At 58.3% G+C, this 16701-nt stretch carries 24 protein-coding genes; 10 read left to right on the top strand and 14 right to left on the bottom strand.

The window, feature by feature from the left end:
- Window positions 1-40 precede the first annotated feature (40 nt).
- From AC07VO_RS07145 to AC07VO_RS07155, 3 genes are read left to right on the top strand one after another with little or no spacing between them, the layout of a single operon-like run.
- Window positions 41-1225 (top strand): acetyl-CoA C-acyltransferase family protein, encoded by a 1185-nt coding sequence (locus tag AC07VO_RS07145; protein ID WP_064617060.1) that lies wholly within the window; start codon window positions 41-43, stop codon window positions 1223-1225.
- Between the two features lie 16 nt (window positions 1226-1241).
- On the top strand, window positions 1242-2093 hold the full coding sequence (locus tag AC07VO_RS07150; RefSeq protein ID WP_064617059.1) for a 3-hydroxybutyryl-CoA dehydrogenase: 852 nt from the start codon (window positions 1242-1244) through the stop codon (window positions 2091-2093).
- Window positions 2080-2724 (top strand): TetR/AcrR family transcriptional regulator, encoded by a 645-nt coding sequence (locus AC07VO_RS07155; protein ID WP_050563955.1) that lies wholly within the window; start codon window positions 2080-2082, stop codon window positions 2722-2724. The genes AC07VO_RS07150 and AC07VO_RS07155 overlap by 14 nt, the downstream gene beginning before the upstream one ends.
- Before the next feature lie 163 nt (window positions 2725-2887).
- Here AC07VO_RS07155 and AC07VO_RS07160 read toward each other — a convergent pair whose 3' ends face one another.
- Both AC07VO_RS07160 and AC07VO_RS07165 read right to left on the bottom strand, forming a co-directional pair.
- The gene (locus tag AC07VO_RS07160; RefSeq protein ID WP_007941931.1) at window positions 2888-3196 is read right to left on the bottom strand and encodes a cupredoxin domain-containing protein; all 309 of its coding nucleotides are present in this window, start codon (window positions 3194-3196) and stop codon (window positions 2888-2890) included.
- Between the two features lie 14 nt (window positions 3197-3210).
- Window positions 3211-4179 (bottom strand): metallophosphoesterase family protein, encoded by a 969-nt coding sequence (locus AC07VO_RS07165; protein WP_086945519.1) that lies wholly within the window; start codon window positions 4177-4179, stop codon window positions 3211-3213.
- A 153-nt stretch (window positions 4180-4332) separates the two neighbouring features.
- On the opposite strand from AC07VO_RS07165, the gene AC07VO_RS07170 reads away from it, so the two are divergent.
- The gene (locus AC07VO_RS07170) at window positions 4333-4845 is read left to right on the top strand and encodes a sigma-70 family RNA polymerase sigma factor (protein ID WP_007941935.1); all 513 of its coding nucleotides are present in this window, start codon (window positions 4333-4335) and stop codon (window positions 4843-4845) included.
- Window positions 4838-5581, top strand: a complete 744-nt coding sequence (locus tag AC07VO_RS07175; RefSeq protein ID WP_086945518.1) for an anti-sigma factor family protein — start codon at window positions 4838-4840, stop codon at window positions 5579-5581. The genes AC07VO_RS07170 and AC07VO_RS07175 overlap by 8 nt, the downstream gene beginning before the upstream one ends.
- A 204-nt stretch (window positions 5582-5785) precedes the next feature.
- Here the strand turns inward: AC07VO_RS07175 and AC07VO_RS07180 are convergent, their stop codons facing one another.
- Window positions 5786-6361: a hypothetical protein gene (locus tag AC07VO_RS07180; protein WP_086945517.1), complete on the bottom strand. Its 576-nt coding sequence runs from the start codon at window positions 6359-6361 to the stop codon at window positions 5786-5788.
- Window positions 6362-6687: 326 nt separating this feature from the next.
- On the opposite strand from AC07VO_RS07180, the gene AC07VO_RS07185 reads away from it, so the two are divergent.
- Window positions 6688-7101 (top strand): CBS domain-containing protein, encoded by a 414-nt coding sequence (locus tag AC07VO_RS07185; protein ID WP_018927979.1) that lies wholly within the window; start codon window positions 6688-6690, stop codon window positions 7099-7101.
- Window positions 7102-7288: 187 nt separating this feature from the next.
- On the opposite strand, the gene AC07VO_RS07190 is transcribed toward AC07VO_RS07185, so the two are convergent.
- The 3 genes from AC07VO_RS07190 to AC07VO_RS07200 all read right to left on the bottom strand — a co-directional run bounded on the left by AC07VO_RS07190 (window position 7289) and on the right by AC07VO_RS07200 (window position 8477).
- Entirely contained in the window at window positions 7289-7543 is a 255-nt protein-coding gene (locus tag AC07VO_RS07190; RefSeq protein ID WP_086945516.1) for a hypothetical protein, read from the bottom strand.
- Window positions 7544-7807: 264 nt separating this feature from the next.
- The gene (locus tag AC07VO_RS07195; protein WP_169342478.1) at window positions 7808-7993 is read right to left on the bottom strand and encodes a hypothetical protein; all 186 of its coding nucleotides are present in this window, start codon (window positions 7991-7993) and stop codon (window positions 7808-7810) included.
- 289 nt (window positions 7994-8282) lie between these two features.
- Window positions 8283-8477, bottom strand: a complete 195-nt coding sequence (locus AC07VO_RS07200; protein ID WP_018927982.1) for a hypothetical protein — start codon at window positions 8475-8477, stop codon at window positions 8283-8285.
- Between the two features lie 178 nt (window positions 8478-8655).
- On the opposite strand from AC07VO_RS07200, the gene AC07VO_RS07205 reads away from it, so the two are divergent.
- Window positions 8656-8850 carry a hypothetical protein gene (locus AC07VO_RS07205; protein WP_081625797.1) on the top strand — a complete coding sequence of 65 codons (195 nt, stop codon included), beginning with the start codon at window positions 8656-8658 and terminating at the stop codon, window positions 8848-8850.
- A 283-nt stretch (window positions 8851-9133) separates the two neighbouring features.
- Here AC07VO_RS07205 and AC07VO_RS07210 read toward each other — a convergent pair whose 3' ends face one another.
- The 3 genes from AC07VO_RS07210 to AC07VO_RS07220 all read right to left on the bottom strand — a co-directional run bounded on the left by AC07VO_RS07210 (window position 9134) and on the right by AC07VO_RS07220 (window position 11136).
- Entirely contained in the window at window positions 9134-9469 is a 336-nt protein-coding gene (locus tag AC07VO_RS07210; protein ID WP_064617054.1) for a hypothetical protein, read from the bottom strand.
- Between the two features lie 107 nt (window positions 9470-9576).
- Window positions 9577-9813: a hypothetical protein gene (locus AC07VO_RS07215; RefSeq protein WP_018927984.1), complete on the bottom strand. Its 237-nt coding sequence runs from the start codon at window positions 9811-9813 to the stop codon at window positions 9577-9579.
- 96 nt (window positions 9814-9909) lie between these two features.
- Window positions 9910-11136 (bottom strand): RtcB family protein, encoded by a 1227-nt coding sequence (locus tag AC07VO_RS07220; RefSeq protein ID WP_086945515.1) that lies wholly within the window; start codon window positions 11134-11136, stop codon window positions 9910-9912.
- Window positions 11137-11227: 91 nt separating this feature from the next.
- Between AC07VO_RS07220 and AC07VO_RS07225 the strand changes: the two genes are divergently transcribed.
- Together AC07VO_RS07225 and osmE are read left to right on the top strand one after the other, a co-directional pair.
- The gene (locus AC07VO_RS07225) at window positions 11228-11467 is read left to right on the top strand and encodes a hypothetical protein (RefSeq protein WP_018927986.1); all 240 of its coding nucleotides are present in this window, start codon (window positions 11228-11230) and stop codon (window positions 11465-11467) included.
- 11 nt (window positions 11468-11478) lie between these two features.
- On the top strand, window positions 11479-11838 hold the full coding sequence (osmE, locus tag AC07VO_RS07230) for an osmotically-inducible lipoprotein OsmE (RefSeq protein ID WP_018927987.1): 360 nt from the start codon (window positions 11479-11481) through the stop codon (window positions 11836-11838).
- A gap of 50 nt (window positions 11839-11888) precedes the next feature.
- On the opposite strand, the gene AC07VO_RS07235 is transcribed toward osmE, so the two are convergent.
- The gene (locus AC07VO_RS07235; RefSeq protein ID WP_007941550.1) at window positions 11889-12092 is read right to left on the bottom strand and encodes a hypothetical protein; all 204 of its coding nucleotides are present in this window, start codon (window positions 12090-12092) and stop codon (window positions 11889-11891) included.
- Between the two features lie 222 nt (window positions 12093-12314).
- Between AC07VO_RS07235 and AC07VO_RS07240 the strand changes: the two genes are divergently transcribed.
- A complete protein-coding gene (locus tag AC07VO_RS07240; protein ID WP_018927988.1) occupies window positions 12315-12677 on the top strand; it encodes an NUDIX hydrolase in 363 nt (120 codons plus the stop codon).
- A 29-nt stretch (window positions 12678-12706) separates the two neighbouring features.
- Here AC07VO_RS07240 and AC07VO_RS07245 read toward each other — a convergent pair whose 3' ends face one another.
- The 4 genes from AC07VO_RS07245 to benA form a co-directional block, all read right to left on the bottom strand.
- Window positions 12707-13480: a 1,6-dihydroxycyclohexa-2,4-diene-1-carboxylate dehydrogenase gene (locus AC07VO_RS07245; RefSeq protein ID WP_064617053.1), complete on the bottom strand. Its 774-nt coding sequence runs from the start codon at window positions 13478-13480 to the stop codon at window positions 12707-12709.
- Window positions 13481-13688: 208 nt separating this feature from the next.
- A complete protein-coding gene (benC, locus tag AC07VO_RS07250) occupies window positions 13689-14702 on the bottom strand; it encodes a benzoate 1,2-dioxygenase electron transfer component BenC (protein WP_086945514.1) in 1014 nt (337 codons plus the stop codon).
- Between the two features lie 10 nt (window positions 14703-14712).
- Entirely contained in the window at window positions 14713-15201 is a 489-nt protein-coding gene (gene benB, locus AC07VO_RS07255) for a benzoate 1,2-dioxygenase small subunit (protein ID WP_018927991.1), read from the bottom strand.
- Entirely contained in the window at window positions 15198-16562 is a 1365-nt protein-coding gene (benA, locus tag AC07VO_RS07260; RefSeq protein ID WP_086945513.1) for a benzoate 1,2-dioxygenase large subunit, read from the bottom strand. The genes benB and benA overlap by 4 nt, the downstream gene beginning before the upstream one ends.
- Window positions 16563-16701 lie beyond the last annotated feature (139 nt).

Below are 16701 nucleotides of genomic sequence, written 5' to 3' on the forward strand. Positions count from 1 at the left end.
ACTCGTGCTCAACAAAAAAGACCTGTTCAAGAGAGCCAACATGAACCATTCCGATATTTTTGTAGTGAGCGCCGTCCGTTCTGCCATCGGCAGCTTTGGCGGTTCACTCAAGGATGTACCGCCTATTCAGTTGGCAACCGATGTTTGCCGCGCCGCTATCGAACGATCTGGCCTGGCGCCCGAGCATATCGGCCACGCGGTGATGGGACATGTGATCCCGACCGAGGCACGCGATGCCTACATCTCCCGGGTCGTAGCGATGAATGCCGGCCTGACGAAAGAGACTCCCGCCTTCAACGTCAACCGTCTTTGCGGTTCGGGTTTGCAGGCGATTGTCAGTGCCGCGCAAAGTTTGATGCTGGGGGATGCGGGCGCTGCGCTGGCAGGTGGCGTCGAGTCCATGAGCCGCGGCGCGTACCTGTTGCCGCAGGCGCGCTGGGGCGCACGAATGGGCGACATGCAGGCCGTCGACTACATGCTTGGCGCACTGCAAGACCCGTTTGCCGGTTTCCATATGGGGATCACCGCTGAAAATATCGCCGAGCACTATGGCATCACGCGTCAGGCCCAGGATGAGTTGGCGCTTCTCAGCCAACAGCGTGCTGCCCGGGCGATTGCCGAGGGGCGTTTTTCCGGGCAGATCGTGCCGATCGAAGTCGCGACCCGCAAAGGGACGGTTTCGTTTGCGACGGATGAGCATGTACGGGCTGAGGTCAACGTCGAGCAATTGAGCCGCATGAAACCGGCGTTCAAAAAGGACGGCACCGTCACCGCCGGCAACGCGTCTGGTCTCAATGATGGTGCCGGCGCACTGATCATGGCCACCGGTCAAACTGTTCAGGAACAGGGTCTCAAGCCCATGGCTCGACTGGTGGGTTATGCCCACGCAGGCGTTGAGCCCTCAATGATGGGGCTGGGACCGATTCCCGCCACCCGTTTGGTGCTCAAGCGCGCCGGCCTGACCGTTGCCGACCTTGACGTGATCGAGTCCAACGAAGCCTTCGCCGCCCAGGCCTGTGCCGTAGCGCAAGAGCTGGGCTTCGATCCGCAGAAGGTCAACCCCAACGGTTCGGGCATCTCGCTGGGCCATCCGGTGGGCGCCACTGGCGCGATCATCGCCACCAAAGCCATTCATGAACTGCACCGCTGTCAGGGCCGTTATGCCCTGGCGACCATGTGCATCGGTGGCGGCCAAGGCATCGCCGTGTTGTTCGAACGGGTTTGATCACAAGGACATACGCATGAACCTACAGAACATTGGCGTTATCGGCGCCGGCACCATGGGCAATGGCATCGCGCAAGTCTGCGCCCTGGCCGGCTTCAACGTGACCTTGATCGACATTTCCGAGAGTGCTCTGCAAAAGGCAATCGCGACCGTCGATAAAAATCTCGATCGCCAGATCGCCAAAGACACGCTCACGCTTGAGCAAAAGCTCGCTGCCCTCGACAAGATTCGCACCAGCACCGATTACAGCAGCCTGCTGAACGCGCAACTGGTGATCGAAGCCGCCACCGAAAACCTCGATCTGAAACTGCGCGTGTTGCAACAGATCGCCGCGCAGGTCAGCGCCGAGTGCGTGATCGCCTCCAACACGTCATCGCTGTCCATTACCCAACTGGCGGCCAGCGTGAGCCGGCCTGAACGCTTCATCGGGCTGCACTTTTTCAACCCGGTGCCGGTGATGGGCCTGATCGAAGTGATTCGTGGCCTGCAAACCAGCGATGCCACCCACGCCCTGGCGCTGGACATGGCAAAAACCCTCGGCAAGACCGCGATCACCGCGGGCAACCGTCCGGGCTTCGTGGTCAACCGGATTCTGGTGCCGATGATCAACGAAGCGATCCTGGTGTTTCAGGAAGGCCTGGCCAGCGCCGAAGACATCGACGCCGGCATGCGCCTGGGTTGCAACCAGCCGATCGGGCCACTGGCTCTGGCGGATCTGATCGGTCTGGACACGGTGCTGGCCATTCTCGAAGCGTTTTACGACGGCTTCAATGACAGCAAATATCGCCCTGCACCGCTGCTCAAGGAAATGGTCGCCGCCGGTTACCTGGGGCGTAAAACGGGACGTGGCTTCCATGCCTATGCCTGAGCGTTGCTCACGGTTTGCCGAGTACCGGGGCAAGGTGCTGGAGCTGTTTGCCAGCAAGGGTTTCGGTCAGGTCGGCATGCGTGAGCTGGCGACAAGCCTGGGGCTCACTCCAGGCTCGTTGTATCACCATTACCCCAGCAAACAGCACTTGCTGCTCGACTTGATCGAGGAGTTCTACGAAGAGCTGTTGGCAACCTTGGGGCGCCTTGAACAACAGGCGCCGGCAAAACGCGACAGGCTCAACAGCCTGATCCGCGCCCACCTGAATCTGCACCAGGAAATGCCCTGGCATTTTCGACTGGCGGAGCGCGACAGTGGCTGTCTCAACGAGGAGCAGCAAGAACAGGTTCGCCACTTGCGTGAGCAATACGAACGCAAATTGCTGCTGATGCTCGGAGCCAAACCCCGCGTGAGCGAACCGGCGCAACGGGCCGCGGGTCGAGCCATTGCAGCCTTGCTCAACAGCGCGCCCAGTTGGCTGATGCACTATTCGCTGGATGAACAAGAGCGCGATAATTTGATGGAAAACATGGTGAGTGGCGCCATCGAGCGATTATTGGCGCCAAAGACGCGTAATTGGGTGACGACTGCCAACGCGGGCGACAGTACGAAGCCGCCAACTACGAAATAACAAGCCTATGCGGCTCTTCCTCGAACTGAGTCGTCAGCAGATTCCGTACGACAAAGCCCCGATTGTTCGGGGCTTTGTCATTTCTGGGGATACCTGCTGGTTGAGCCGGCAGACGTCGGAACAGTCGAAGGCTGCGGTCTTTTGACCTTCCAGCGCCCTTTGTTTACTGGGTGACCACAATCTTCCCGATCATCTGCGGGTGCAGCGCACAAAAATACTCGAACTCTCCCGGTGTATTGAACACCCAGGAAAAACTGTCATTCGTATCCAGCGCCCCCGAGCGAAACACCTTGTGGGTTTCTGCCACCGTGTGCGGAATCTGGTCGTCATTCACCCACGTCACTTTGGTGCCCACGGCCACGGTCAAATCCTTGGGTGCAAACATGAACTCCTTGATATCGATCTTCACCTCCTGAGCCCACGCCGGCATCGACAGCATCAGGCACACCACCGCCAACAGTCGCGTTTTCATCTGACCGCCCTCCCCTAGACCAGTGTCGAATCAATCAGCGCCAGCGGATGATCGCCCTGTGTCGCTCGCACATCGGTGATCCCCAGGTAATTGCGCAATTGATCGGCGGCCACCGTCATCGGCCCCGGTGCCGGCGCCACACCCGGTGCAGGTTGTGGGTAAGCCGTGCCACGGGCGGTGTGGAAGGTGATGTTGCCTTCGACCTTCTGGATGACTTGATGGATGTGGCCGTTCAATACCGTCACTGAACCGTACTTGCGCAGCATCGCAATCGCTTGATCACCATCCTCGGTGCCCCAGCCCCACGGCTGATAAATCGTCCACAGCGGAATGTGGGTAAACACGACGATGGGTGTACTGGTCGTCACCGCCCGCAAATCATCGGCCAGCCAGGCCAGTTGATCGGCGCCAAGGGTGGCTTCGTGACCGGCCTGGAAGTTGAAGACGTTTACCAGTGCGATGAAATGCACACCGTGGTCATCGAAGCTGTACCAGCCATTGCCTTTGGTGCCCTTGCCGTATCGCTCCAGGTAAAGCTTGCCGCCGCCCTCATCGAGGGTGTCGTGTTCACCCGGCACGTAATGCACGGTGGACGGCAGCCCCTTGAGCAACTGTGCCGCAGTGTCGAACTCCTCAGGCTTGGACAGGTGCGTGATGTCGCCGGTATGCAGAATCAGCGACGGTGGTTTTGGCAGCGCGATGACCTTGTCGATCGCCACCTGCAATGTCTTTGCCGGCTCCGGGTTGGCTTCCTTGTTGAAGCCGATGTGCGAGTCGCTGATCTGCACGAAGTGAAACGTGCTGGCCAGTGCCTTGGGGTCGGCGACGTTGCCTGCCTCATCCAGCGCAAAGGCCCGGGGAATGCCGCCGCTCAGGGCCCAGATAACCCCTGCCCCGGCCCACGCCGAGCACTTGAGCAGCGTTCGGCGGTCAGGGTTCAGCAAGTCGTCGGTGCGCAATGGGTGTTTTGATTGAATGTCCATCGGTATGTCCTCGCTGGCGGACTACAGTGATGTAGCTGACACGAGGTAAACCTTGCGGGATGAGTGTTTATTCCGTGCTGGAAAACAAATTCTTTTCAGGGAATAAAAGACCACGCACCACGGTTATAGGGGTGTGACAGTGCGGAAGCCACTATGAAGCGATTTGAGGACCTGATTGCGCCCCATCTGGACGCCGCTTACAACCTCGCGCGCTGGCTCACTGGCAACGACGCCGCCGCACGCGATGTCGTGCAGGAAAGTGCCCTGCGCGCCTTCAGGTTTTTGCAGCGTTTCGCCGATGGCAACGCCAAGGCCTGGTTTCTGACCATCGTGCGCAATGAAAGCTACACCTGGCTCAAAGCCTCGGCCGGGCGCCATTGGGTTGCTTTCGATGACGACATTGGCGATGACGAAGGCGCATTGAGCCACAGCCAGACCCCGGAATTGCTGGCTATTCACACGGAAAACGCAGCGCTGATCCAGCAAGCGCTGTGCGCCCTGCCGCCAGTGTTTCGTGAGGTGATTGTGCTGAAAGAACTCGAAGACATGCCTTACAAGGACATCGCTTTGGTGGTCGATATCCCCATCGGCACCGTCATGTCGAGACTGGCCCGGGGGCGCGCGATGCTCAAGCTCGAACTACTGAAGTTGCACGATCATGAATGAACTCGACTGCACGGTTTGCCAGACACGGCTGCATGGTTATCTGGATCACGAACTCGATCCTGCGACGGCTGCGGATGTAGCTGCGCATCTGGCCGCATGCCCCGAGTGCGCGCGGCTGCATGATGAAGTGAAACTGCTGAAGGTCAGTGTGAAGCGCCAGGCGCCGTATTACCCGGCGCCGGCATCGTTAGCGGCCAGCGTGTTTGCCACAGGTACTCCCGCGACTCGCGCCGTCGAGCGCTGGCAGAAATGGTTCGCACCGACGTTTTCCGCGGCGGCGCTGGCCTTGGCGGCAGTGCTTTATGTGATGACGCCGGGCAGCGAGCAACCTCTGATGGACGAGGCTGTCTCCAGCCATGTCCGCTCGTTGATGGGCGAGCATCTGAACGATGTGGTGTCCTCCGACCGCCACACCGTGAAGCCCTGGTTCACCGGCAAACTCGACTTCTCACCGCCGGTGTTCGATTACTCGGCGCAGGGATTTCCATTACTGGGCGGGCGGCTGGATTATCTGCAACACCAGACCACGGCAGCCCTGAGTTACGGGAGGGCCAAACACATCATCAATGTGTTTATCCTGCCGGTGCCTGAGGCAGACAAGCCGCGGCAGACCCAGACGATTCGTGGCTTTAACGTGGTGTCCTGGCAAACCAATCACATGCGCTTCGTGCTGGTTTCCGATGTGGAAAAAAGTGAGCTGGAGGCGTTCAGCCAGTTGCTCAGGGACGGTGCCTGAAGGGAGCATGGTTTCGCGTGCGCCGTCATTCTCTCTGTCGAGAACAATCAAAAATGGGTGCTCGCCCAACCAAGGCCTAGCACTCCGTGCTTGGTAAAGAACCGAAGCTGGGTGAGCGGTGAGAACTCTATCCAGAGTTGCGCCCTGTGTCCCGAACACAATTCTGAATAAACCTGAACAGCCTGCGTCCGGCATAATCAGGTTTTACTCACTGCCAGTGCGCGACCACTCATCATCCATAGCGCCTGCTGTGCTGGCGACTATCCACGCCACTGCACAAGCCACTAACGAGAACACGGCAAAAGCCCCCATCACATGCAAGTAAGGCAGCACGTGATTCCACGCTCGAGCCACCCCCAGGAATGCGGCAAATAACCAGCCACTCATAGAGAGAGCGCCCAACAGTGCAAGGCGAGTCCGGGCGCAGCTGTGTAACAAAACAAAGGGAGCCTTCTGCAGCAGCAGAAAACCGATTCGATGCAACAAAGCGCCGTTGAGGCTAAGCAGCGCAACAACACTCACCTTGGCCCAGAGCTTTTGATTGAGCAGATACGTGGTCCCCTCATAGAGGTAACCCTGGAGCACCAGCAGCAAGCCACTTCCCCAAAGAGCCAATAGCGCGAGCGCGACGATTTTTTGAGTCTCGTCGAGATACTCACGTTGCACCTGGCTCAACACATCCTTGCGCCAGCTCCATAGCTTTTGATCTGCCTGCAGCACCCTCCCCAGAGCAATACAGGTGGCAATCAGATGACCGTACACAAGTAGCATTTTGAGCATTACCTGAACCTTATTTTTATGTGGGCAATGCACTCCCTCGCACCCTTGATTCGAAACTAAATGATACGGATTATTATTTGTATCGAGCAAGTTACAAACTCAACCATCCATCCGAAGCCGCCCGCCCTCCCGCACGTTTGCGGTGTTGCGCTGCTCCTTGAGCAACGCCCGAATACGAAAACGCCGCTCAATGAGCGGCGCTGGAGAATCCCGGTTCCCCACGATGACAAGCGGAGACAAAACATTCTGAACCCTGTACATCCCCTCCAAGTCGAAAATAGACAGTCAGTAATCACTGAAGCATCCCTTTAAAAGGAGTCTTTTTCATGAAGATCTCGGAAGTTATGACGAAAGATGTTTTAACAGCCAAACCAAGCCAGACGATCCAGGAGGCTGCAAGCATGATGGCCAGGATCGATAGCGGCGCCATTATGGTTGAAGAGCAAGAGCGCCTGATTGGCATGATCACGGACCGGGACATCGCCATCAGAGCCGTCGCCGAAGGACTCACCGGAACAACCCCTATCAGTAAAATAATGAGTGGCGGCATCCGCTATTGCTATGAGGATGAAGACATCGAGCATGTCGCTAGAAACATGGCGGACGTCCACCTCCGTCGCCTGCCCGTGCTTAACCGAGACAAGCGTCTGGTTGGCGTCGTATCGCTGGGAAACATTGCCAGCACACGATCTCAGTCCGCCGCCGCGACTGTTTTGTGCGGCGTGGCACAGGCTCATTAACCGATTGGATAATGAGCCGTTCAAGTGTTCATCAGGATTAAAGCCCCATGGATCCGACACGCTCGCCTGACCTGGAATCCGTTGGAAATTCGGCTTCAAGGCCAGGCGAGTCCTTCTGTAAATAGTCGCTGCCCCTTCCCCCACGCAACGCACCCTTCGCTGAACTGCATTCGCTTTGCGCGACACATTAGCCCGGCTCGATGAGTAGGTCTTTGTCTTCCGAGCCTAGCGCCGGCTCTTGATCCTCCAATTTGCCGGTTTCACGCTTCTTCTTCAGGCGGGTTCGAGCGCGCTCGGTGTCATAAGACTTTCCTTCAGCCAAGGCATGCAGGGTCGATGAAATTCGATAGAAACCACCACACGGTTCGCAATGAATGCGCAATCCGCCCCCGAACGAAAGATCTTCCAGCGCATTGGTATTGCCACACAGCGGACAGTTCATAGCCACCTCCTGAACATTCAGCTATAGCCGCTTTCAGCCCGCCATAAACGCTGGCAACCTGGACAGGTGTGATGACGAATAGCGCGGATATGTTTATATCGACACGGGCGATCCAAGGAGGTTGCTTGTTTTTACATGACAGTCGAACGTTAGGCGTCGCTCGGCAGCTGCTGCATCTCTTGATCGTTCAGAAGCCGCTGAAGATCAAAAGATCGCAGCCTTGGGCAGCGCCTACCGAGGGTGGCGTTACAGCCGGGGCGGAATCTAATCCGAAGTCAGCGGCTGCCTGGAGCGACTCGGCGCGATGGCCGACTTCTCCCCGGTGTCGCGATGCAACAAGGCAACGTTGTAGTCATAGCGGGATATCAACGGCACCGGCTCGTCATTGCGGGACATCTTGAGCCATTGTCTTGTGCGCTCGATGTCAAAGGATTCGTTCCTGCCCTTCATGCTTTTAATCAGGTTGGCCGAGACCCTGAAGCGTCCACATCCAGCCGAGCATGCAACTTCTGACCAGTCTTCAGCCACATGAACAGTGTTAGAGACAGCGTGACAAATTAAGCACTTCATGTTCGATCTCCGTATCCATGAATTACCAACTGTAGACGATCCACGAACAAAGAACTCAGCGCCCAAAAAAACCGGGGCAGTCCATCGCGCCACCCAGTGACAGCCTGGCCAGGTGACCTGTCAAAGGGGCGATAAGTGAAGAGCCCGGCCGCAATGGCCGGGCTCCGTTTTATCTTCTGTTTTCAAGCATCTTGTCGGCGAGCGCTTTGGCTCTTTGGATCAGCATGTTTTGCCTGTCTTCGTGGGTGGTTTCTCCTACCACCGGTGCCGTCAGATGGCTTTCGGCAATCAGCGCAGCACAGAAATATTGGTCCCAAACAGTGCTTTGCTCCGACGCCTGTCTAATCGTTTGGTCGGCGATCATATGCGGCTCCTTTTGATGAGGTAGCCTTTTCAGTTTACGCCCGAATCACCAACAACCTACGTTGTGCAGGACAGTCGGCACTGCCAATCGCTGGCGACAAATCGTTTCCTCGACTAGGATCTTTATCGCACAGGACTTCGCCCACTGTGTTGTCGGGCGACTCACAAGGGAGAGATAGATGACGCCTACTCGTATTACCGAGCAAACCTATCGTGGCTGGTCCAGCCCCATCTTGCTTGAACTCAAGGAGAGAGAACATCAACTGGATCCTTCGGCACGCCAGGCCCTGCGAAATGTCCTGGTCGAGAGAAGGCTTATAAACACTGGCAATCCTTCTGGCAGTGATCGGCGCAAGGCTGATCCGGCCGGGTAACAACAGGTTTTAGCAATAGCGCTTACCCACCTCATCACCGACGCTGCTGGCGCTTTGCCGGCAGCGTGCTTGTAAGTCATCCCCAAATGCCAGGCAAAAAAAAAGCCCAGGCAGCTGATGGACGCCTGGGCTTTAAAAATGCATAAACCGTGGTGGTGAACGCGGGGCAATATTACCCAATCAATTGATCTGTAACAAGATATTTTGACTCACCATCCAGTTACTAAATCTCGCAACCCATTAAATATCCACACTATTTTTGAGTCATCTACTGAAGAAACCGTTACAGACAATCCCGGACAGCCTTGCGCAGCGTTCCTGACTTGGCCCATGGCGGCCCTTGGTAAAGCGATACCCGGCTGCCATCCTTGGACTTCACGATATCCAGAATTTCGTCAGCTGTGATGACGCTCGGTGCAGTAATCCGATAGCCATTGGAAATCGCAGTTTGCGTCGTTCCAGCAATCTCCTGGCGCCACAATGGCAATACACACCCGGCATATTCCTTGGGCGCCTTATCGCTGTATTTGCTGACATTAGGCTCACCGGGCACCAGGGATGCGGGCAATGAACAGCCCGCCAACGCAGCCAACGCTACTCCCGCTATCAACATCCGCATGATGCTTCTCTATCCTGAAAAACGGGAAATGTAGCCTGTACTTGCGCAGACATCCAGCAAACGCTGGGGCTACGCCGCTATAAAGCAGCTTTTTATACAAAGGCTTCTTATACAGAGGCTTCGCCCTGCCCCGGATCGACCCCCGAGCCGGAATCGGTATACGAACTCGCATTCAGATACTTCATCCACCGCTCGTAGGCTTCATGCTGCCATTTCGTGACCCGTTCCCATTCCGGCCCACTGAGCTGATGAGCTGAAATCAACTTCATCATTTCCGTTGTGGCCGCATCCAGGTCCGCGATCAGTTCATGCGCATGGTGTCTGAAATCATCAGTCGCCGTCATTTGAGATACCTCGCCCCAGCGAATAGATCACTACCTCCATACGACAGCAGAGCTGTCCACTCCCGTTGACTTTCCCGACCAGCGGACCTCCCATCCCTACCCCTTCACGCACACCACCTGTCGCAACGTATGCAGCACTTCCACCAGATCACGCTGGGCGTGCATGACTTTGTCGATGTCCTTGTAGGCCATCGGGATCTCATCGATGACCGCCGCATCCTTGCGGCATTCCACATGGGCGGTCGCGCGGATCTGGTCGGCGACGGTGAAGGTGTTCTTGGCTTTGGTGCGGCTCATGGTGCGACCGGCGCCGTGGCTGCAGGAACAGAACGATTGCTCGTTGCCGAGGCCGCGAACGATGAAGCTTTTGGCCCCCATGGAACCGGGAATGATCCCCAGCTCGCCCTTCTTCGCCGACACCGCGCCTTTGCGGGTGACCAGGATGTCCTCGCCAAAATGCCGCTCTTTCTGCACGTAATTGTGATGGCAGTTCACGGCCTCCAGCGCAACCTCGAAAGGTTTGCGGATCACCTGCCGCGCCGCGTGAATCACCGATTGCATCATCAAGGCACGATTCTGCCGGGCGAAGTCCTGAGCCCAGCCCACCGCTTCGACGTAGTCATCGAAGTGCCGGCTGCCCTCCTTGAAGTAGGCCAGGTCACGGTCCGGCAGGTTGGCGATGTGCTGGCGCATGTCCGCCTGGGCCAATTGAATGAACAGAGTACCGATGGCATTGCCCACGCCGCGAGAGCCGCTGTGCAGCATGAACCACACGCGATTGGCCTCGTCCAGGCAGACCTCGATGAAGTGGTTACCGGTGCCGAGGGTCCCCAGGTGCTGGCGGTTGTTGGTGCTGGCGAGTTTCGGGTACTTGTCGGTGATCGCCTTGAACCGAGGGTTCAGCGCCGCCCAGGCCTGATCGGCCTGCTGTGGAACGTGTTCCCAGGCGCCTTCGTCACGGCGGCCATGGCTCAAGGTGCGGCCATGGGGCACGGCCTTTTCAATGGCAGTGCGCAGACCATGCAGGTTGTCCGGCAAGTCGGCAGCGGTCAGCGAGGTGCGCGCGGCGATCATGCCGCAGCCGATGTCCACGCCCACGGCCGCAGGAATGATCGCGCCCACGGTGGGGATCACGCTGCCGATGGTGGAACCTTTGCCCAGGTGCACGTCCGGCATCACCGCCAGGTGCTTGAAGATGAACGGCATCTTCGCGGTATTGATCAGTTGCTGCCGGGCTTCGCTTTCAACCGGCACGCCTTCGGTCCAGAGTTTGATCGGCTTGCCGTTGGCGACTTCCAGCAGTTGGTAGGCAGGTTGTTGCATGATTTCGACTCTCTTTGGATCAGACGAACATAACGCTCCATCGAGGTAAATGGGATTACTATTTCGTAGCGGGGAATTGCAGGAGGTCATCATGTGGCTTAACGAATATGAACAGCAACTACGGCGCGATCTGCAAGGTGTGGCGTCGGACCTGAGGTGGTCGGCGGTAGAGCTTTTGCGCATCGCAGAGCAGTTGCGCCTGGCCGGCAATGATGTGGACGCAGAGGCGACGCTCAGGCTGTGCTCCTTGTTCCAGGGCGATGAAGAGCGGCTGGCGGGCTATGCTGAAGAAGTGAAAGCAAAAACCATCACTCGAACGAAAGTTCACTAGAGAGCATTGCCATGAACAAGCCTCTATGCGCGCTGATCGCCGTGCTGGCGGCGACAGGTGGCTGTAACACGGAATCGCATATCTACCGGGACCAACCGCTGGTCGCCAAGGTCGAAGCCGGCATGACCAAGGATCAGGTCGAGCAGATTGGCGGCAAGCCGCTATCGATCACCGATCGCACGGTGGAGCCAGGCGCTTGCTTTGATTACAAGTTGACCCAGGCCGGCAATCAGCAGCCGTACAGCGTCAGTTTTGATGGCAGGGGCCAGGTCGACCATAAAGCCTTCATGACCTGCGCCGAGTGGAGTCGCGTCCAACAAAAAGCCAGAGCGTATTCCCCGTCCACGGGCGGGATGGGTGGTGGTTACTGAGCCCACGACTTTATAACGAGAAGCCCCGGCGTACCGGGGCTTCAGGCGCACTATTTGTCTGATTTGTGGCTACGCGATGATCTGCCCGACCGGGCTCTGTAGGCGGGAAGCGCAGCCGCATAGGCCAGTGCTTCTTCTCGGCTGCCAAAGGATCCAAGCCGGTCACCTTTGGTGCACACCCGCCACGGGCCGCTGTTCACGCTGAGTACGTCATAGCCGTTCATGTGCATTTTGGTCAGCATCGGAACGCTCATTAGTCACCTCCATTTCGGCAGTGATAGTCCAGGGTCCACTCAACTACCTTACACCCGACCTTCGCAGAAGTGCCGACCAGACGTCGCGTCAGGATTCCGGCATCCCATTGCACTTTCAACCGCCCTGTCGACTCTAACCCTTGAAGCAGACACGTCTGCGGATTGCGGTCTGAATATTGCATTTTTATGACTGTTTTATGACAACCGGCAGTCAGGTAATCCATGAAAGTACGCGCAACCGTCATTTGCGAGCAGGACCGGCACATTCTCCTGGTGCGCAAACCCAGGGGGCGCTGGACCCTGCCGGGTGGAAAAATCGAGCCTGGCGAAACCATCGCGGGCGCGGCCACAAGAGAGCTTTATGAAGAAACCGGGCTTGGGGTCGACAGCCTGCTGTACTTGATGGAGTTGGACACGACCAGCACCAGGCATCATGTCTACGAGGCATCGGTCATAAACGTGGCCGAGGCGCGGCCCCAGAATGAAATCTTCGACTGCATCTGGTACCCGCTGGACGCCGTCCAGAACCTGAACACAAGCGACGCCACACTCAGAATCGTCAGAGCATTTCAGCGTCGCTTGTAGCTCAACACAGCCGACGCCCTCCTGAAAGGTCAGCCCAGATCGCCGCCACCGACCGGCATGACCATGCCGGTGATATAGGAGGCTTCGTCGCTGGCCAGAAACAGGATAGCGCTGGCCTGTTCATCCAGTGTGCCGTAGCGCTTCATCAAACTGCTGTCGAGGGTCTGGTCGACGATCTGCTGATACCACAGCTTTTCCTGAGCGCTTTGTTCCGCGGTGTTGCGCGGGATCAGCCGCGGCGGCGCTTCGGTGCCACCGGGAGCGGTTGCGTTGACCCGCACCCCACGGCCGGCGGTTTCGAACGCCAGGCACGCGGTCAACGCATTGACCCCGCCCTTCGCTGCACCGTAAGGCACGCGATTGACGCTACGGGTGGCGATGGATGAAACGTTGACGATGGCGCCGTTGCCTTGCTCAAGCATGAACGGCAGCGCGGCATGGCAACACCACAGCGTCGGGAACAATGAACGTCGGACTTCGGCCTCGATCTGCGACTCTTCATAGTGCTCGAAAGGCTTGGCCCAGATCGTGCCGCCGACATTGTTGACCAACACATCGAGGCGCCCGAAGCGCTCGACGGCGGTGCGCATCACCCGGCTGCATTCGCTGTATTGCTCAAGGTCGGCGGTCAGGGCGAGCACCTGGCTGTCCCGCCCCAGTTCCTTCTGCAACTCGAACACCAGATCGGAGCGGTCGACCAGAATCAACCGCGCACCTTCAGCGGCCATGCGTTCCGCCACACGCCGGCCGATGCCTTGGGCGGCACCGGTAATCAGCGCGATTTTTTCGTGGAATCTGTTCATACATACCCTCGTTGCGAAATCGCTTTCGCGGGAAACACGATCTGTAGCAGCTGTCGAGCCCCAGCGAGGCTGCGTTCGGCTGCGAAGCAGTCGTGAATCCGGCAAACGCGGTTTACCTGACATACCGCAGTTTTTTATTTTGCGACTGCTTCGCAGCCGAACGCAGCCTCGCTGGGGCTCGACAGCTGCTACTAGAGCGTGTCGCGGCTCAGGCCGCGCTGGCGGCAAATTTCTCGTAGTAGAAGTTCGCAGGCGCGACGCCTTGCTCGCGAATGAACTGGCTGACCGCTTCGACCATCGGCGGCGGGCCGCACAGGTAGACATCGACGTCACCATCGTTCAAATGCCGTGGCTCGATGTGCTGGGTCACGTAGCCCTTGAGCGGGTGCCGACTGTCGGGGTTGGCCACGCAGGCGCTGAAGCTGAAGTTCGGGATTCGTGCGGCAAAGGCTTCCAGTCGATCGATTTCCACCAGGTCGAAATCGTTGGTCACGCCGTAGATCAAATGCAGCGGATGCTCGCTGCCCTGCTCGGCGATTTTTTCCAGCATCGCGGTAAACGGCGCCAGACCGGTGCCACCGGCCAGCAGCAACAACGGCCGGCGGATATCGCGCAGATAGAAACTGCCCAACGGTCCGGCCAGGCTCATGCTGTCGCCGGCCTTGGCCATGCCGGTCAGGAAACTGCTCATCAAGCCGCCGGGCACGTTGCGAATCAGGAAACTGACTTCGCCGTCACGCTGCAACGAGCTGAACGAATACGCGCGGGTCTGCTCGCTGCCCGGAACCCCGAGGTTCACATACTGCCCCGGCAAAAACGCCAGTTTGCTCAGGGCTTCGCCCTTGATCGACAGTGCGATGGTGCTGTCGGACAGCTGACGCACGGCGCTGATGGTCGCGTCGTAACTGGCCTGACGAGTACGGCAGACATCCGATGAAACCGGCACCCGCACCACGCAATCGCTCTGCGCACGCATCTGGCAAGTCAGGACAAAACCCTGCTGCGCTTCGTCAGCGCTGAGGGCGTCTTCGATGTAGTCCTCGCCCAGGTCGTAGCGCCCGGCTTCGGCGAAACACTTGCAGGTGCCGCAAGCGCCGTCGCGGCAGTCCAGCGGAATATTGATGCCCTGGCGGTACGCGGCATCGGCCACGGTTTCGCCGGCGTTGGCGTCGATGAACCGGGTGACGCCGTCTTCGAAATTGAACGCAATGGAATGAGTCATGACGGCCGCCTCAGAGGTGGTAAACATCGATGACCTGGCGAACGTAGTCGTTCTTCAGGATCACTTTCTTGGCCAAGATCAGCGGGTTCTCACCGCGCACATCCAGGGTGTAGAAACTGCTGCCGAAATAGCTGTCGACGGTCTTGTAGCGAAAGCTCAGGGTGTGCCAGTTGAAACGCACCTTGCACAGGCCGTCGGCCTGTTCGATCAGCTCGATGTTGCTGAGGTTGTGCGAGGTGCGGGTGTCCGGCACGCTGGCACTGGAACGCTCGGTCTTGATGCGGAAGATGCGATCTTCCAGACCCGTGCGGTTGCCGTACCAGATCAGCGAGATTTCCCGCTGCGGATCGATGGTCAGCTCGTCGTTGTCATCCCAGGACGGCATCCAGAAAGTGGCGTCCGGCGCGTACAACTCCAGCCAGTCGTCCCATTGCTTGTCGTCGAGGTAGCGCGCTTCGCGGTAGAGAAAATCGCGCACCGCGTCATAGGTCATGGTCATTGCACGGCCTCCACTGCAATCAGTTCGGACTGTTCGGCGGCCAGGGCCTTGAGCATGGTCTGCTGCCAATATTTGTGTTGCAGCACGAACAGGCCTTCGTCTTCGGTACGCACCCCGCTGAGCAATGGGTGCAGGTCAATTTCCCTGGCCGCGTCATCGGCGCCTTCAATCCAGTGTTCGGCACCACGGGACATGTCATTCCAGGTGGTGACGCTGCCCTGGTAACCGGTCTGGCAGGAGCGAAACTCTTCCAGATCGTCTGGAGTGGCCATGCCACTGACGTTGAAAAAGTCCTCGTACTGCCGAATGCGGCTCGATCGGGCGTGGTCGCTTTCGCCTTTGGGCGCGATGCAGTAAATGGTGATTTCGGTGCGGTTGACCGAGATCGGCCGGGCGATGCGAATCTGCGAGCTGAACTGGTCCATCAGGTACACGTTCGGGTACAGGCACAGGTTGCGCGAGTTCTCGATCATCCAGTCGGCGCGAGCCTGGCCGAAGTCCCGGGCCAACTCGTCGCGACGCTCGTACAGCGGACGGTCCTCGGGGTTGGACCAACGGGTCCAGAGCAGCATGTGGCCCTTGTCGAAGGAATAGAAACCACCGCCCTGCTTGGCCCAAGTGCCGGCGCTCATGGTCGGATTGCAATCGCCGGCTTCGCGCTGTTTGCGCTGATTCTGGGTGGCGGCGTAGTTCCAGTGCACGGAGCTGACGTGATAGCCGTCGGCGCCGTTTTCGGCGGTGAGTTTCCAGTTGCCTTCGTAGATGTAACTGGAGGAACCACGCAGCACTTCCAGGCCATCGGCGGACTGGTCGACGATCATGTCGATGATCTTCGCCGACTCGCCCAGGTGCTCCACCAACGGCACCACGTCGGCCTTGAGACTGCCGAACAGGAAGCCGCGATAGGACTCGAAACGCGCGACTTTGGTCAGGTCGTGGGAGCCTTCGCAATTGAAGCTCGCCGGGTAGCCGGCCGCCGCCGGGTCCTTGACCTTGAGCAGCTTGCCGGAGTTGTTGAACGTCCAGCCGTGGAATGGGCAGGTGTACGAACTCTTGTTGCCGGTCTTGTGCCGGCAGAGCATCGCCCCGCGGTGGCTGCATGCGTTGATAAAGGCATTCAACACGCCATCCTTGTTGCGCGCGATGAAGATCGACTGGCGCCCCATGGTGGTGGTGTAGAAATCGTTGTTGTTGGGGATCTGGCTTTCGTGCGCCAGGTACAGCCAGTTGCCTTCGAAGATGTGTTCCATCTCGAGGTCGAACAGCCGCGGATCAGTGAACATCTCCCGCTTGCAGCGATAGATACCCTGTTCAGGGTCTTCTTCAAGCAGGGAGTGAAGGTATTCGGGTCGCAGGGACATGGCCGCCGCCTCCATTGTTTTTATTCAGGCAGGGCCATGCTAGGACGTGGGGATGGGGCGGACTATCCGCCGGGTGCAGACCTGTATCCGTTTTGTGCAAAGGGCGGTGGGTGGTTGATGGTTGCCAATGTGGCGAGGG

The sequence above is a fragment of the Pseudomonas sp. GW821-FHT03E01 genome (assembly GCF_059420765.1).